This is a genomic window from Pseudoxanthomonas sp. SE1, from assembly GCF_029542205.1.
Lineage (GTDB): Bacteria > Pseudomonadota > Gammaproteobacteria > Xanthomonadales > Xanthomonadaceae > Pseudoxanthomonas_A.
Window position 1 is genome coordinate 898,989 of record NZ_CP113783.1, and the last position, 16,475, is coordinate 915,463.

Genomic DNA, 16,475 nt, shown 5'->3' on the forward strand with positions numbered 1-16,475 from the left:
AATGTCACGGATCGGGCTCGGAAAGCCATCGATGGCCTTTTTTGCTCCATCGCTCGGCCGTCGAGCCTCGTCGACGGGGCGTTGAGCTCCATCGGGATGGCCCTCTAAGCCCCGTTGATCGGGCTCCGTGCCCCATCGATCACGTGCCGAGCCCGATCGATGAGGCTCCCATTGCGATCGATGGCTCCGGGAGAGCCATCGATGGCATTCCGAAAGCCATCGACGGGAAGGGAGAGCTCCGTCGTCGGGTCTCCGAGCCCGATCGATGGCGTTCCGAGGCCCATCCCCCGCCTGAAAAGCTCCATTCACTGGGTAAAAGCCTCTTACGAAGGGGCTTCTCTGGCATCGGTGAGACGGAACTGCTACCCGGCATGACCGCCCGTCGACGTTCTCCTCGTCTGAAAGACAAGACATTGGTATCATTTTGGTCTCACTTTTCGAGGGCGTGGCATGAACGCAGCGGTCGATGTTTTCAAACGCAACGATTTTCCAGGCAGTTCGCTTGCCGCGTTGAATGCCTGGGTTGCCGAGGTCGCCGCGCTCAGCCAGCCCGACCATATCCACTGGTGCGACGGCAGCGATGCCGAAAACGCGCTGCTGACCAAGCAGATGCTGGCCGACGGCACCCTGCTGCCGCTGAATCCCGAAACCCACCCGCACAGCTGGCTGCATCGCTCCAGCCCGAGCGACGTGGCGCGCGTGGAGCACCTGACCTTCGTCTGCACGCCCCAGCAGGAAGACGCCGGCCCCAACAACCACTGGATGGCCCCGGCCGAGGCGCACGCGAAGATGGACGCGCTGTTCGCCGGCTGCATGCGCGGTCGCACGCTGTACGTCATTCCCTACTGCATGGGCCCGATCGATTCGCCACTGTCGCGCTGCGGCGTGGAGATCACCGATTCGCCGTACGTGGTGGCCAACATGCGCATCATGACCCGCATGGGTGCGCCGGCACTGGCGCGCATCGAACGCGAAGGGACGTTCGTGAAGGGCCTGCACTCCACGGGTGAACTCGACCCGGACCGCCGCTTCATCATGCATTTCCCGGACGAGCTGACCATCAAGAGCTTCGGCTCCGGCTACGGCGGCAACGCGCTGCTGGGCAAGAAGTGCCACGCGCTGCGCATCGCCTCGCACCAGGCGCGCAGTGAAGGTTGGCTGGCCGAGCACATGCTGATCGTCGGCATCGAGAACCCGCAGGGGGAGACGCACTACATCGCCGCCGCGTTCCCGTCGGCCTGCGGCAAAACCAACCTGGCCATGCTGATTCCGCCGGAGGGCTATCGCCAGGCCGGATGGAAGGTGTGGACGGTCGGCGACGACATCTGCTGGATGCGCCCCGGCGCCGATGGCCGCCTGTACGCGATCAACCCGGAAGCCGGCTTCTTCGGCGTGGCGCCGGGCACGTCGGACAGTTCCAACCCCAATGCGCTGGCCACCATCAGCCACCACACCATCTTCACCAACGTCGCCGTCACCGACGAGCAGGAGCCGTGGTGGGAAGGACTGGATTCGCGCACGCCGGCATTGGACTGGCAGGGGCGCAAGTACGATCCGGCCAATGGTCCGGCCGCGCATCCCAACTCGCGCTTCACCGTGTCCGCGCGCCAGTGCCCGAGCTATTCGGCCAAGGCCGAAGACCCGCAGGGTGTGCCGATTTCCGCCATCGTGTTCGGCGGCCGCCGCGCCTCGCTGGTGCCGCTGGTGTTCGAAGCGCGCGACTGGACGCATGGCGTGCTGGTCGGTGCGGCGATGGGGTCGGAAACCACCGCCGCCGCGACCGGCGCGGTCGGCGTGATGCGCCGCGACCCGATGGCGATGAAGCCGTTCTGCGGCTACAACTTCGCCGACTACTTCGCGCACTGGCTGTCGTTCGACCACGACGGCGCGAAGCTGCCCAAGATTTTCCACGTGAACTGGTTCCGCAAGGGCGGCAACGGCAAATTCCTGTGGCCCGGCTTCGGCGAGAACCTGCGCGTGCTGGAGTGGATGATCCGGCGCGTCGAGGGCAAGGCCGACGCCGTGGAAACACCGATCGGCCACCTGCCGCGCGCCGAGGACCTGAACCTGGACGGCGTGGCGCTGAGCGACGAAGCCCACGAGCTGCTGTTCGGCTTCGACCGCGCCGGCTGGCAAGCGGAGTTCGCCAGCATCGGCGAGTACCTGCAGGAATTCGGCGACCGCACCCCGCAGGCGCTGAAAGACGAGCAGCAACGCATCGCGGCCCGTCTGGCGCACTGATTCCCCACCTCGCGCATCCTGTTTCCTGCGCACGCCCCGTGTGCGTCCACCCCGGACGCCGCGGGGCTTTTTCTTGCGTCCGGCTTTTCTTCTCCCCGCAGAGGGGAGAGGGGAATCTTCTGCCGACCGATACTCGCTGGCGGAAAAAGGCCGCGCGGTTCTAAACCTCCACGCCCATCGCTGCATCCCAGTCAGTATGCTGAATGCCGTGATCGAACCTTTTGCCGACAGCCTCGCTCCGGAGGCGGCCGCCGCCCAGGACACCGCGCTGGCGCGTTCGGCCGCGGGGGGCGACATGCGGGCCTTCGAAGCGCTGTACCGCCGCCATGCAGGCCGCGTGCATGGCGTCATCCAGCGGTTGGTGGGCGCGCAGGGCGTGCGGGCGGAAGACCTGACGCAGGAAGCGTTCGTGCGGGCCTGGCAGGCGTTGCCGGCGTTCCGCTTCGAAAGCGCCTTCTCCACCTGGCTGCACCGCTTGGCGGTGACCACCGCGCTGATGGAACTGCGCAGCCGTCGCAGCGGTCCCCGCTTCGATGACGACGAGGACGCACTGGACGACCTGGGCATGGCGGACAGCGCCGGCCATGGTACGGCGCTGTCGCTGGACCTGGAGCGCGCCGTCGCCACCCTGCCGCCACGCGCACGCGCCGTGCTGGTGCTGTACGACGTGGAAGGCTGGAAGCACGAAGAGATCGCCACCGAGCTGGGCATGGCGGTCGGAAGTTCAAAAGCACAGTTGCACCGGGCGCGGCATCTGCTGCGCGACCGTTTAGGAGGACACGCATGACCCCCCATGACCCCAACCCGCTTTCCGACGACGCACTGCGCTGGCAACTGCGCGCGCTGCGGCAGGACACGCCGCCGTCGCGTGATCTGTGGCCGGCGCTGGCCGCGCGGCTCGCGGCCACGCCGCAGCAGGCCGTGGCACCGCCACGCCGCCGCATGGCGCCGTTCGCCCTGGCCGCCTCCGTGCTGCTCGCGGTCACCGTGACCTGGCAGCTGCAGAAGGCGCCGGAAGGCGGTGCGCTGATCCAGCGCGAAGCCGCCGCGCTGACCCGCGATTACACCGGTGCGCTGGCGCAACTGGACACGCAGGTGCAGACCGCACCCGAGATCGCCCCGGCGCTGCATGCGCTGGACGAAAGCGCCGCCCAGATCCGCCACGCCATCGCCACCGAACCCAACGCGCACTTCCTGCTCAACCAGTTGCGCCGCACCTATGCACGACGCCTCGCGCTGACCCAGCGCGCGGCCATGACCTGAGGAGTTACCCATGCGTACCACCATCGCTTTCTCGCTGCTGCTGGGCAGCGCACTGCTGGCGCCCCCGGTGCTGGCGCAGACCGCCATCAACGAAACCCGTCCGCTGGATGCGCGCGGCCGGGTGGACATCAGCAACCTCAAGGGTCGCATCGAGGTGCGCGGCTGGGAGCGCGACGAGGTCAAGATCACCGGCACGCTGGGCAAGGGCGTGGAGCGCCTGGAAGTGGATGGCGGCGGCCCGCACCTGAGCGTGGAAGTGCGCTACCCGAAGAACAGTGGCTGGGGCGGCAACCAGAGCGGACCGACCGACCTGGTGCTGATGGTGCCGTTGCGCGCCGATCTGGACATCGAGTCGGTCGCGGCCGACGTGCATGTGACCGGCGTTGCATCAGGCGAACTTTCCATCAGCAGCGTGAGCGGCAGCGTGGCGGCCGCCGCCGCGCCGCAGAAAGCGGACATCGAAACCGTCAGCGGGAGCGCCCACCTGACCCTCAACAGCGCGGACGTGGACGTGCAGACGGTCAGCGGCAACATCGTGCTGCGCGGTCGCCTGAACGGCGACATCAGTACCGAGACCGTATCCGGCCGTATCGAAGTCGCCGTCACCGGCGAACAGGTGCGCGACCTCAACACGAGCACCGTCAGTGGCACGGCGCGTGTCAGCACGGCCCTGGCGCCCGGCGGCGAGATCAGCATGGAATCGGTCAGTGGCGACCTGCTGCTGCGCCTGCCGAAGGATGTGTCCGCGCAGGTCAGCGGCGAGAGCTTCAGCGGCAGCCTGAAGGCCACGGGCGTGGACATCGAGAAGCGTCGCGGCCCGGGTTCCAGCTTCTCCACCCGCTACGGCAGCGGCAGCGCCCGCGTCACGGTGGAGACGTTCTCGGGCAGTGCGGAAGTGCGGGTGGAGTAAGTCGCCGCACGGGCGCGCGCCGCATCTCCCGTATCATCGGGACGGGTTTCCGGTGATACAGAGGCAGGCATGACGAGTGCGGCATTCCACGTCCAGCAGGCGCGACGCCACCTGGCAACCGGCAATGCCGCACACGCGCTGTCCGCGGCCGGGCAGGGGCTGGAAGTACATCCGCATGACCCGGACCTGCAATGGGTGGCCGCGCTCAGCCTGGTGGCACTGCAGCAACCTGCCGCCGCAGCCCGCCAACTTGAAGCGCTGGTGCACGCCCAACCCGACCATGGCGATGCCTGGCTGAAGCTGGGAGCGTGCCTGAAACGGCTGGACGATCCGGTGGCCGCCGCGGCAGCGCTGCGACGGGGCCTGGCGCTCATGCCGGAGGCGGCGCCGGCGCGGCTGCAACTGGCCGAATGCCTGCAGCCGGGAGACCCGGATGCGGCGCTGGTGGAGTACTTCCGGGCCGTCACCACGGCACAGGCACAGGGGCGATGGCTGAATGATGCGACCACGGCGCCCGAGCTGCGGGAGCGGGTGAAGACTGCCATGCGGCTGATCGATGCAGGCCGGCACCGCCTGTTCTTCTCGGCCATCGCGCCACTGCAACAACAGCACGGCGCGCAGGCGCTGTCGCGGGTCACGCGCGCGCTGGAAGCCTATCTGGGCATCGCACCGGGCGGCAGCCCGGACCCGCGCCAGCGTCCCACTTTCCTGTACGTCCCCGACCTGCAGCCCGAGCCGTACTTCGAGCGCACATTGTTCCCGTGGTACGAAGCGCTGGAGGACGCAACGGATGCGATCCGTGCCGAACTGCAGCAAGTGCTGCAGGCGCGCGACGGGTTGCAGCCCTTCCTCGATTTCAGTGGCGCTGCGCGCAAGGACGATTTCCTGGCGAGCCAGCAGGACATCGACACGGCCGCGTGGGATGCCTACTTCTTCCACCGCCACGGGCAGGCCTATCCCGAACATCTGGCTGCGTGTCCCGCCACCGCCCGGGCGCTGGCGCAGGTGCCGCTGACGCGCATCGACGCGCACGCGCCGGAGGTGCTGTTCTCGCTGTTGTCACCGGGCACCCTGATCAAGCCGCACCACGGGGTGACCAACAGCCGCGTGGTCACCCACCTGCCGCTGATCGTACCGGCGGACTGCGCGCTGGAGGTGGGCGGGGTGCAGCACGACTGGCAGGAAGGACGCTGCGTGACCTTCGACGACGCCTACCTGCACCAGGCCTGGAACCACAGCCGCCAGTTGCGCGTGGTGATGATCCTGGACACCTGGCATCCGCGCCTCAGACCCGAGGAAACCCAGGCGCTGAAGCAACTGGTGGAGGCCATCGGCGGATTCAACAGGCAGGCGGGCCTGGACTGATCGTCGCCTTACTCGTGCGTGTGCTCGGGACTGCCGGGCTTGTCGAACAGCAGGTAGGTCGAAAGGATGTACTTGTCGTTCGAAACCGGCGCGTTGCCCACGTGCTGGAACATCCAGTAGGGCGGGAACACCAGCAGCCGCCCCGCGCGTGGCTGCACGTCGACATCCAGGTCCATGAAACGGGTGCTGCCGCCTTCCTGGACATCGTTGAGATACCACAGGAACACCATGTAGCGTCCCGCGACCTCGTCGACGGAATCGAAATGCGGCTGGAAACCCTCGCCCGCATTGGCGCGGTATTTCTTCATCGTCAGCCGGTCGATGCGTGGGCGCAGCGGCACGGGCAGGGTCAGCGACAGGTCTGCGTTGTAGCGTGCCAGCGCTTCTTCGATGCGGGTCATGAAGAACCCGATGAAGGCGGGGTCGGCCAGGCGGGTGAGATTCAACTCGGTCCAGCGGCTGTCGTCCAGCGCCGGCCGGTAGCCACGCCCGTTGGGCGCCTGGAATTGCGTGGATGACTCGAAGCCGTCGATCAGCTGCTGGCAGAACGCCGCAGGCAGTGCGTCGTCGTAGGTGCGGATGTAGTCGGCCAGCGCTTTCATGGGGTCATCGTACGGTGAGGTCGTAGCCCCAGTGGTCGGCCACGGGTTGCAGGATGGGCAGCGCGGGGAGCAGCCAGCGCGAATACGGCTGCCAGCGGCCGACGGCACGCGCGTTCACAGGCTCGACCACCTGCGAATAGCTGGGCGTGCTGATGTAGCCCTTGCGCGCGGCATGCTGGCTGAACTGCGCGAGGAAGTCGCGGTCGCGGATGCCGAGGAAAGCGCCTATGCGCTCCACTTGCGCGGGGAAGTCGCCGACGGTGTCCTCGTAGCGCAGCACCAGCGTGTCGGGCGCCAGCAATGCCTGGTGATGGATCCAGAACCTCATCGCATTGACGTAGCTTTTCGCCAGCCGCTCCAGGCTGGAGCACAACACCATGAAGGCGGGTGACCGGAAATTCTGCATGTAGCAGCTGAGCAGCACGTCGCAGGGGTGTCGCAGCGCCAGGATGATCTTCGCATTGGGAAACAGGCGCAGGATCATCGGCAGGCGGAGCATGTTGAGCGGGTTCTTGTCGACCAACTGTTCCCCGGGCTGGAGCGTGATGACCTTGGCGACTTCGGACCAGTACACGGCGCGCAACTCGTCGGCGGCCGCGCCATCGAGCATGTCCAGGCCATGCGGATACTCGAAGCCGCGCGCTTCCATCCGTTCGATGCAGCGCTGCAGCGTGGCGCGTTCGTCCATCGAGGCGTAGTGCGGGTGGGCGTCCAGCATCTGTTCCAGCATGGTGGTGCCGGAGCGCGGAAAGCCGACGATGAAGACGGGGGAGTCACCCGCTGACGGCGCGCGGGGGTCGTGGCGGAACGCGCCTTCGTCCGCTGTCAGCCATTTGCTGGAAACCTTCAGCGGCTCGGCGTCGGAATGGGCGATTTCAGGCACGACATCGGCGGCCAGCTGGAAGTGGATGGCGTGCGCGTGTTCGAGGTGCGACATCGCCGTTGCCGGGTCTTTCTGCTTGTCGGCGATGTTGGCCAGGGTGAAGTGCGCGTTGGCTTCCGCCTGCACGTGGGGTCGCAGTGCGATGATCGATTCCGCCGCAGCGCGTGCCTTGGCATGGTCCTTGTCGCGCATGGCCAGCGAGGCTTCCAGATGCAGCAGGTCGATCTGCTCCTGGCGTCCTGCCGTAGAGGCCTGCGCGCGCGCCTGGTCCATCAGTGCGCGGGCCCGCGGGATCTGGTTGGTGCGCTCGTTGAGCTGCGCGAGACGGATGATGCCCGACAGCGACTGCCGCACGCCCGGCGCCATCAGCAGGGATTCGGCTTCGCTGGTGCGGCCGACCTGCATCAACGCGGTCGCGAGTTCTTCACGCAGGTGATCGGGCAGGCCACGCCATTGATCGGTGGGCGGGATCAGCGCGGCGGCACGTTGGGCATCGCCGCATTCGAAGCAGGCGAGAGAGGCATAGATGTGCGCTTCGGCGAGGCCGGGATGCAGGTCGACGGCATCGAGGAAGCGATGCCGTGCATCGGCGATGCGGCCCATGTCCAAGAGCAGCAGCCCATAGTCGACAAGGAAGCCGGTGTTGCGGGGATCGCGTGCGAGCGCATGCCGGTAGGCGGCCTCGGCTTCGGCGTATTCGCCCAGGCGTCGCAGTACCAGCCCCAGGTTCGCCCAATGCGCCGGAATCTCCGGGCGGGCGTGGGCCAACTGCCGGTACACAGGCGCGGCGTCCTGATCGCGACCGAGGTTCTGCAGGCTCATCGCCCACAGCGTGGCGAGGCTCTCGTCCCCGGGCACGCGCGCCAGGGCCTGCTGGCAGAACTGCGCGGCGTCCTGGAAACGGCCGTTCTGGAACAGGGCGACGGCCTGCTGGATGAGCGGTTGGTTCATGGTCCGATTCTAGCGTGGCAACAAAAAGGCCGCGCGGCTTGCGCCGCGCGGCCAGGGTGCAACGTTTTACCGCATGCTGCTTAGAAGTTCATCGTGTAGCGAGCCCACAGGTAACGGCCGACCGTATCGAAGGTCTGCACGTCCGTGTTGGAGTTGAGCACGTTGTTCTGGAACATGATCTGCGGCTGCTTGTCGAACGCGTTGTCCAGGCCCACCTCGATCTTCGAGTTGAACCACGGCAGCGAGTACGCGGCGCTGAAGCTGTGCACCAGGTAGTCGTCGAAGCGGCGTGCATAGCAGTACTCGGGAGCGAACTGCGGGTTGCAGCCGGCATCCGCGCTGACGCTCTGACGCAGGTCGTTGCTGCCGATGTCGAAGCCGCTGACATAACGGGCGCGCCAGCTCAGGCCCAGGTCACCCTTGTTCCAGTTGACGAACAGGCGGCCGCGGGTGCGGGCGTACATGCCGTACGAACTGTTGTAGGTGCCCGCGATGTGCTTGACGGCATCGTCTTCGCTGAGCGGGTTGGTGTCGTTGTCGTAGCGGTCGATGTACGTGGCGTCCAGACCGAACAGCCAGCTGCCCCACGCGGTGTCGGGCAGGCGGTAACGCACGGCCAGATCCCAGCCGTTGGTGTCCAGGCGGCCCAGGTTGACGATCGGCTCGCGGATGAAGTCCACCTGGCCGTCGGCACGACGGTTGATGAATTCGCAGAACGGGTGGTTGTCATCGGCGTAGCAGGTGTCGACCACGATCTGCGCATCGGCACGGGTGATCGTGTCGTTCAGGTACAGGCGCCAGTAGTCCAGGCTGACCGACAGGCCGGGCGCCCACTGCGGGTCATAGACCACGCCGTAGGAGAACGACTTGCCTTCTTCCGGCTGCAGGTCGAAGCCTGCGGCGACGGCACCCGACCACACGCCGTTGGACTGGCTGGTCGGCGCCGGGCCGATGCCGGTCGTCGGGATGTTGGTGGCGCCTGCGCCTGCACCGCACGCGTTTTCGTGGTCACGCGGTGCACCGGTGGCGCCATAGCCTTCGCACTTGTCGTTCAGCTGCGGAGCATTGCCCTGCGGGCCGTCGTACAGGTTGCCGATGGTCGGGGCGCGGAAGACTTCCGCCACCGTGCCGCGGAACAGCAGGTTCTCGATCGGACGCCATTCCACCTGCAGCTTGCTGTTGGTGGTGTCGCCGAAGGTGCTGTAGTCGGAGTAGCGGCTGCCCAGCGTGACCGACAGCAGGTGCGCGAACGGCATGTCGGACAGGATCGGCACGTACAGTTCGCCGTAGACCTCGGTGACGTCGTACTTGCCGCCCACCGGCGACGAGCAGGCTTCCTGCGAGATCATGCAGCGGCCGGTTTCATCGGCGATCGCGATGTAGTCGACTTCGCTGCGCTGGTACTCTTCGCGCCACGCGCCGCCGAATGCCAGCTGCACGGCACCGGCCGGCAGGCTGAACAGTTCGCCCGAGGCGTTGGCCTCGAAGCTGCGGGTCTGGTACATGGTCGAGTAGACCGGACGCGCTTCCGCCGCCTGCATCGTGGCGACCGACTGCGGGTCGAAGATGTTGAAGATGTTCAGCGGCGTGCAGCCGGCGATGATGGCGCCCGGGGCACCGCACTTGACCACGCCGTCGGTATCCATGAACGACGGACCCAGCGCGTCGGTCAGGCTGGCGTAGTCCACGTAGCCGTAGCTGGTGTTCTCGCTGAAGTAGTGGCCGTAGTTGAACGCGGCGTCCCACTTCCAGGTCTCGCCCACGAAGCCTTCCAGGCCGGCAACGACCTGCGAGGTGGTGGTGTCGTAGTACGAGCGGCGCTGACCCAGCGAGGTCCAGCGCGTCATGAACTGGTTCTGGCTGCCGTCAGCGGCCGGGCCGAAGTTCTGGTCGAAAGGGTTGTAGTAGTTGTCGGCCGAGATGACGACGCCGTCGCTGTTGGCGTCGAACGGCAGCGCGGCGATCGCGAAGTTGGACGAGGTCTTGTTGTGGTAGACCTCGGCGAACGCGTTCAGGTTGTCCGTGATCTGGTAGTTGGCCAGGAAGAACGCGTTGGTGCGTTCCTGCGGCGTCATGATCAGGTTGGTCGCCTGGTAGTTGTAGGAGTCGCGTGCGCCGTTGTAGCAACGGAAGTCGCCCTGCGACGTGCCGCTGGTGCCGGGGGTCAGGGTGACCGAACCGCAACCGTACTGGTCAACCAGGGGGCTGCCTTCCGGGAAGAAGATGCGGCCATTCGGGTTGCGGCTGGAGCCGAAGACGGTGACGTAACCGCTGTACAGGTACGTGGCGTCCTTCGAATAGTCGCGATCGTTGGACGAGATGCCGTCGAACTTGTTGTAGTTCAGGCCGGCGATGATGTTGCCCTTGTCGCCCACCTGGCCGAAGGTGATCGAACCGCCGCTGCGCTGGCCGTCCTGGTGGCTGGGCGTGATGCCGAAGTCGATCGACGCGGTCAGGCCGTCGAAATCGCGGCGCAGGATGAAGTTCACGACACCGGCAACGGCATCGGAGCCGTACACGGCGGACGCACCGCTGGTCAGGATTTCGATGCGCTCCACGGCCGAGGCCGGGATCGAGTTGACGTCGCTGTTGACCACCCGACGGCCATTGACCAGCAGCAGGGTGCGGGCCGAACCCAGACCGCGCAGGTCGATGGTGGACGAACCGTCACCGCCGCCGTTGTTGACCTGGGGATTGGTCGGGGCGCCCGACATGGCCGGCATTTCCTGGATCAGATCGCCCAGGGTCAGCTTGCCGGTCTGTTCGATGGCGGCGCGATCGATGACGACGACCGGGCTGGCGGTCTCGGTTTCGACGCGGGCAACGCGCGAACCGGTGACCTGGATGGCGTCCAGGGTCTTGGCGCCTTCGGTGGTGGATTCCTGCGCGAACGCGAGGCCGGTGCCGGCCGCGCTGGTCGCACCCACTGCGAGGACAAAGCCGATAGCTTCGCGCAGCTTGGTGGTCTTGAAGTTCATTCTCTCTCCAGATGAGGTCTGTTACGCCCTAGGGATACCCGGCTGGCAAGCCAAATACGGCTACCAAAATGCTGGGGTGACCCGATCATAGACGCGCCGTGGGGAGAATTAAAGAGTCGTTAAGACGCTTTGGAGGCTCCGGGCATGGGAAATTGCCATTTCTCTCTATTCATGTTGGTGATGAATAGATGAAGGCGGTACATCCGGACGGCATCAGGCGGGGATCACGTCGAACGCCAGGCTGATGCGGGCGGTAGGGCCGCTGTACGGGATGGTGTGGTGAAAGAAATACGAAGGGAAAAGCAGCACGTCACCACTGCGGGGCAGGTGCTGCAGGCGGCGGGGGGGCGCGCTCTGGGCAAACTCGGGCTGCGGCTGCCCGAACACGATGGCCCCGCTGTCCGCGGTCGCGGGCTGGCCGGCGTCCAGATAGAAGACGCCGCTCAACCAGCCCGCCGGATGGATATGTGGCGTCTGGTGGCCCCCTTCGCGCAGGACGGTGGCCCACATCTGCAATCGCCAGCGTCGCGGCAGCGAGCGCAGCCACGGATGTGACGCGAGCGCGGGGTTGGCGGCCAACGCGGTCATGCGGTCGGTGACCCGTTGGGACATCGCATCGCCAATGGCGTGGAAAGCGGAGCCCTCCGTGAGGTCAAGCATGATGCTCTGCTGGCCGCGCACCGTGGAGCGACCAGCCGGTTCCCAATTGAGCTCGGGGTGGGATTCGACGGCCACGCGCAACGCGTCCAGCGCGGTCGTGGAAAGGGCACTGAGTGTCGTCACGCCAAGCAATGCGGCGAAGTCCATCAGCACATCCACCTCGTCGTGGCGGCCAAGCTCGTTGGCCGCGATGTACAGGCCTGCCAGGGCGGTCTGGTCTCCCGGCGCCAGCGAGAGTGCGCGCCTGAATCGCCGGTAGGCGGCGTCGGGCTGCCTTCCCCGCAGAAGGCACAGGGCGTGGTTGGTCAGGAACTCCGGATTGGACGACGTTGCAGGTTCGAGCCGGGCGTAAAGCTGCAGCGCAGACGGAACATCTCCCGCGCCGTCGTATGCGCTGGCAAGTGCGTGCAGGATCGCCGGTTGCCCGGGCGAACGCAGTTCCGCAGTACGCAATGCATGGACGGCGCCGGTCGCATCGCCCTTCCGCAGCAGCAGGATGCCCATGTTGACCCAGGCGTCCACCATGTCGGGTTGGAGCTGCGTGGCGTGCTGGAAGTCGTCCAGGGCATCGCCGAGCCGGTGCAGGCTGAGGTGGGCCAGCGCGCGCTGGAAGTAGGCCGGTGCGAAGCCGGGCGACGCCGAAATGAAGTGGTCGAAATCCGCGCACGCCAGTGCCGGCTCGGTCAATCCCATCAGGACCAGACCGCGTTGGAAGTACCAGTCGCAGTGTCCCGGCGCGTGCGCGACGGCGGCATCCAGCACCTCCCGCGCGGCGGCGAGGTTGCCCGCCTGGTAGTGCACGCCGGCCAGTTCGCTGGCGACGGGCGCCCCCGCTTCCAGGCACAGGCGGTAAAGCCGGATCGCATCACCGGTCTGGCCCCGTTGCAATGCCGCGCGCGCCCGGGAGAGCAGTTCTGCGATGGAGGAATGTTCGTTCGTCATCTTGTGGATACCGGTTGGACCCTGCCGCAAGGAGGGAATGGTCCGTCAGGCGAGGATGCCTTTCTCCCGGAGCAGCCGCTCGCAGGTCGCTTCTATTCCTGCCGCCGAGCGCCTTGCGTCGAACAGGATGCCTTCCCGCACGGCGGTCGCGACGCGATGGCGCAGCGTTTCCAGTTCGCCGGGATGGTTGGCGAGCCAGGCGGCTCGCGCTACATATTCGGTGGTATCCGCCACCACGAGTTCTTCCAGCCCGAGGGCCCGGTTGATACTGACGCCGAGACGCGAGGGAGGGGTCTGCCCGGCGCGACAGAGCACCGGCAGCCCGCTGGCAACCGCATCCAGTGTGGTGGCGCCACCTTGATAGCGGAAGGCATCGAGCATCAGGTCGCAGCTCGCCGCCCGGTCGGCCTGGTCTTCCGGCGCAAGGGCGTCGACCACCATGAGCCTGGATGGATCGCCGCCGATGGCGCCCCAATGACTGAGAAAGCCCGGGCGGGCTGCAGGAGGCAGATACACCATCAGCGTGGCCCGGGGCGCGCGCCGGAGGATCTCGACCCACGCCGCCGCCAACGCTGCGTCCAGCTTGTAGCTGTTGTTGAAGCTGGCAAGAACCACGCTTCCCTCCGCCGGCAAGCCGAAACGTTCGCGCTGTCTGCGACCGCCAACCCGCGGGGGAGGAGGGAACACGCTTACCGGAAGGTGGACGACACGGTCGTCGAAGGACCAGGCGTGCGCTGACGGTTGTACATGCTCATCAAGCAGGATGGCGTCCAGCCACGGCGCTTGCTGGGCATGAAGGAAGCCAAGCCAACCGAGTTGCAGGGCTGCGGGCCGGGACGCCAGGATTTCCAGGCGTGCGCCCGTGGTAGGGCCGTTCAGATCGATCAGTACATGGATGCCGTCCTGCCGGATGCGCTCGACGACGGCAGCGACTCCCAGATTCCCGCACTCCACGTACACGTCGCTGCTCTCGCGGATCCGCGATGCCACCGCATCGTCGTGCCGGCGGAGGGAATAGACGAAGACCTCGAATCGTTCCCGCTCATGGAAGCGGAACACATCTCCTACCAGTTGCCCCACGGCGTGCATGCCCAGGTCCGCAGAGAGATAGCCGATCCGGATCCTGCCGCCGGATGGAATGGGTTCCGGCGTTGCAGGCGCGAGGCGGACCAGCGCAGCCGCGCGAGCGGAAACAGCCTCCATGTAGTGGTCCAGGGCGGCGCGGACCAATGTGCTCTCCAGTGGAAGATAAGTGAGCGGGAACGCCTCGAGAACGGGTTCGCGTGGCACACCATCCGCGACCAGGCGCCGGAACCGCTCAAGCGTTTCGTGTTCGCTCGAGAACTCGCAGAGCCGCGCTTCGGTCTGCGCCAGGCGAAGAAGGATGTCCGGACGGTCGGGATAGATGCCGCACGCCTGCTGGTAGCCACTGCGTGCGAGTTCCAGGTTCCCCGACTGTTCGGCGCACATCGCGATGTTGTAGATCTCTCCCGGCTGTTCGACCGACGCCCTCGTGTACGCGTGGATAGCCTCTTCCCAGCGTTGCTGCTGATGCAGGCTTTCCCCCAGGTAATGCCAGGCTTCGCCGAATCCCGGCGCAAGCGAAAGCGCGCGCCGCAGCGCCGTCTCCGCACGCGGATATTCGCCTGCCCGGACGTCGATGCTCCCTTTCAGCATCCAGGCCATCGCGTCATGCGGCAAACGCCGGGTGGCGTCGTCCGCTGCCTGCATCGCGTCTTCGATGGTGCCGCCCTCGCGCAGGCAGGCAGCCAGCGCGAGCAGCACCTGGGCTTCGCCGGGGGCGAGGCGCCTGACGTCCGTCAATGTCTTCGCCGCTTCCTGGATACGTCCCGTATGCATGAGCAGGAGCGCGTAGTCGAACATGAGTGCGGCATTTGCCGGGTCTGCCGCCAGGGCGCGTTCGTAGTGGATGCCTGCGGTGATGGTATCCCCAGCCGCGTGCGAACGGCGCGCTTGCTCGGCGTCCGTCATGGCGAGACGACGAGGGTCCAGCCCATGCGGCTGCCCGCGGCCTGGTCGAGAGGACTCAGGAGGGATGATGCATATCCTGCCGCGATGCACTGTCCATGCAGGCCCTCGAGTTCCCGCAGGCCCATGATGGCGCCGGAGAGGTGTTGCAGGCGCATGCGTTCGTTTTCCAAGTCATCGCGTGCATTCGCAAGGTATTGCAACGCCTCCCATGGCGAGCCTTGTGCCTGTTCCAGCGTGGCGTGCAGGTAGTGGAATGTCTTGCGCAGGATCGCTGCCTCGGGAAGCGCAGAGGCTGCGGCTACAAGTCGGGTGGACGCCGACTGGAAGGCCTGCTGGATCTGCGCGGTGCCTTGGCTCGTGGAAGTCGAAGCAGGCGACCCCGCCAGGCTGGAGATCCACTGGTGCGCAAGGTCGAGGATCCGGGTTTCGTCGAACAATAGGGCGCACGCTTCATGTTGCTGGCGCAGCGTCATGGAAATCAGCGAGTCCGCGCTGTGCAGCAGGAACGCCGCCGTGCCCGTGTGCCCGATGATCCGGAAAATCTCCTGCAGCGCAGGTTCGCGCGCGCGTGAATATTCAAAGGCGTATTGGGACGTGACGAGCGCGACACTGCCCGCTTCGAAAGGCAGGTCCTCCATGCGCGTGCGGGCATGGAAGGTGATCCCGTCGAATGGTGTCGCGGTGGATGCCCAGCGCGGAGGGTCGATATCCGCCGCATCCACCCCATGAATGTCGAAGTCGATGCCGCGCTTCGCGGCATGCTGCTTGGCGAGCAGGGCCAAAGCGCCGTTGCCGGTGCCGATGTCCACCACCCGCTGCCGTGCCTGGAGACCGTTGAAGCGGGCATTCCAGAATGCCGCGATCTCGCCGTCGTAGTTCCCTTCGATGGCGGTGGAACAGGAGTGCAGCACGCCTGCGCGCCAGAGCCTGCTCCATGCATCGCTTTCGAGAGACGCGGGTCCAGTCGGCATGGTGTGTTCGTGGCTCACGGCGCAGGCACGTTCTTCCAGCGGCACCAGGAATTCAGCGCAACCACGATCCGGGGACGATCACCGGTGTAGGGGAACACTTCGTGCAGCAGGTAGGAGGGAAAGGCGATCATCTGGCCGGGCTTGTGGTTCAACTGCCACGGGCCGATCCGATACGGGGTCTGCATGCGTTCGATCGAGGGGTCGCGGTACATGTCGCAACCGGTCCGGGGATCGTGGAATCGCACGGCACCGCTTTCCGGGGCACCCGCGTCGCCAGGGTCGACGCAATAGATGGCGGACCAGCTGGCGTTGGGATGATTGTGCAGGCTCTGGAACCCGCCCTTCCTGGTGACATGGAACCAGGAGTGCATGTCCAGGTTGATGTTGGCCATGTCTTCGTCGGACAGCTGGTTGATGCCCTGGATGAAGGTCTGCAGTGACGCACGCAGGAAACCGAAAAGCTCCTGGATGGGCCTCTCCGGGCGCTGGTGCAGGAAAAAGTGGCTCTCGAAGATGCCGTACTGGGTGTCCCGGCGTATCGGGTCACGATGCTTGTCGCCCTGGCTTTCCAGTCGAAGGAACAACGCGGCCAGTTCAGCGTTGAGCCGTGAAGCGTCGCCGATCTGGCATTGCAGCATCGGCACTGCGTAAAGCGGGAAGACCTGCGCCTGAATCTCATTGCTTGCCATGCGGGCGTCCCATCGTGCGATCCGCGAA

General features: G+C 66.2%; 12 protein-coding genes. 5 read left to right on the top strand and 7 right to left on the bottom strand.

The features are described from left to right. The first annotated feature begins 450 nt into the window (after positions 1–450). The 5 genes from OY559_RS04065 to OY559_RS04085 all read left to right on the top strand — a co-directional run bounded on the left by OY559_RS04065 (position 451) and on the right by OY559_RS04085 (position 5,779). Positions 451–2,241, top strand: coding sequence for a phosphoenolpyruvate carboxykinase (GTP) (locus OY559_RS04065; protein WP_277728829.1), 1,791 nt, complete (start codon positions 451–453; stop codon positions 2,239–2,241). A gap of 196 nt (positions 2,242–2,437) precedes the next feature. After that, on the top strand, positions 2,438–3,028 hold the full coding sequence (locus OY559_RS04070; protein ID WP_277728830.1) for an RNA polymerase sigma factor: 591 nt from the start codon (positions 2,438–2,440) through the stop codon (positions 3,026–3,028). Beyond that, on the top strand, positions 3,025–3,504 hold the full coding sequence (locus OY559_RS04075) for a hypothetical protein (protein ID WP_277728831.1): 480 nt from the start codon (positions 3,025–3,027) through the stop codon (positions 3,502–3,504). The genes OY559_RS04070 and OY559_RS04075 overlap by 4 nt, the downstream gene beginning before the upstream one ends. 10 nt (positions 3,505–3,514) lie before the next feature. Next, on the top strand, positions 3,515–4,414 hold the full coding sequence (locus OY559_RS04080) for a DUF4097 family beta strand repeat-containing protein (protein ID WP_277728832.1): 900 nt from the start codon (positions 3,515–3,517) through the stop codon (positions 4,412–4,414). 69 nt (positions 4,415–4,483) lie between these two features. Next, on the top strand, positions 4,484–5,779 hold the full coding sequence (locus OY559_RS04085; protein WP_277728833.1) for an aspartyl/asparaginyl beta-hydroxylase domain-containing protein: 1,296 nt from the start codon (positions 4,484–4,486) through the stop codon (positions 5,777–5,779). Between the two features lie 8 nt (positions 5,780–5,787). Here the strand turns inward: OY559_RS04085 and OY559_RS04090 are convergent, their stop codons facing one another. From OY559_RS04090 to OY559_RS04120, 7 genes are all read right to left on the bottom strand, one after another. After that, positions 5,788–6,381, bottom strand: coding sequence for a 2OG-Fe(II) oxygenase (locus OY559_RS04090; RefSeq protein ID WP_277728834.1), 594 nt, complete (start codon positions 6,379–6,381; stop codon positions 5,788–5,790). A 4-nt stretch (positions 6,382–6,385) separates the two neighbouring features. Beyond that, the gene (locus OY559_RS04095; RefSeq protein WP_277728835.1) at positions 6,386–8,215 is read right to left on the bottom strand and encodes a tetratricopeptide repeat-containing sulfotransferase family protein; all 1,830 of its coding nucleotides are present in this window, start codon (positions 8,213–8,215) and stop codon (positions 6,386–6,388) included. 80 nt (positions 8,216–8,295) lie between these two features. Next, positions 8,296–11,193 (bottom strand): TonB-dependent receptor plug domain-containing protein, encoded by a 2,898-nt coding sequence (locus OY559_RS04100; protein WP_277728836.1) that lies wholly within the window; start codon positions 11,191–11,193, stop codon positions 8,296–8,298. A 213-nt stretch (positions 11,194–11,406) separates the two neighbouring features. Then, positions 11,407–12,795 (bottom strand): putative 2OG-Fe(II) oxygenase, encoded by a 1,389-nt coding sequence (locus tag OY559_RS04105; protein WP_277728837.1) that lies wholly within the window; start codon positions 12,793–12,795, stop codon positions 11,407–11,409. A gap of 45 nt (positions 12,796–12,840) precedes the next feature. Continuing rightward, entirely contained in the window at positions 12,841–14,787 is a 1,947-nt protein-coding gene (locus OY559_RS04110; protein ID WP_277728838.1) for an O-linked N-acetylglucosamine transferase, SPINDLY family protein, read from the bottom strand. Further along, positions 14,784–15,803, bottom strand: coding sequence for a class I SAM-dependent methyltransferase (locus tag OY559_RS04115; protein ID WP_277728839.1), 1,020 nt, complete (start codon positions 15,801–15,803; stop codon positions 14,784–14,786). The genes OY559_RS04110 and OY559_RS04115 overlap by 4 nt, the downstream gene beginning before the upstream one ends. Continuing rightward, complete coding sequence (locus OY559_RS04120; protein WP_277728840.1) at positions 15,773–16,447, bottom strand: TIGR02466 family protein; 675 nt, start codon at positions 16,445–16,447, stop codon at positions 15,773–15,775. Before OY559_RS04120 ends, OY559_RS04115 begins: the two co-directional genes overlap by 31 nt. Between the last annotated feature and the right edge of the window lie 28 nt (positions 16,448–16,475).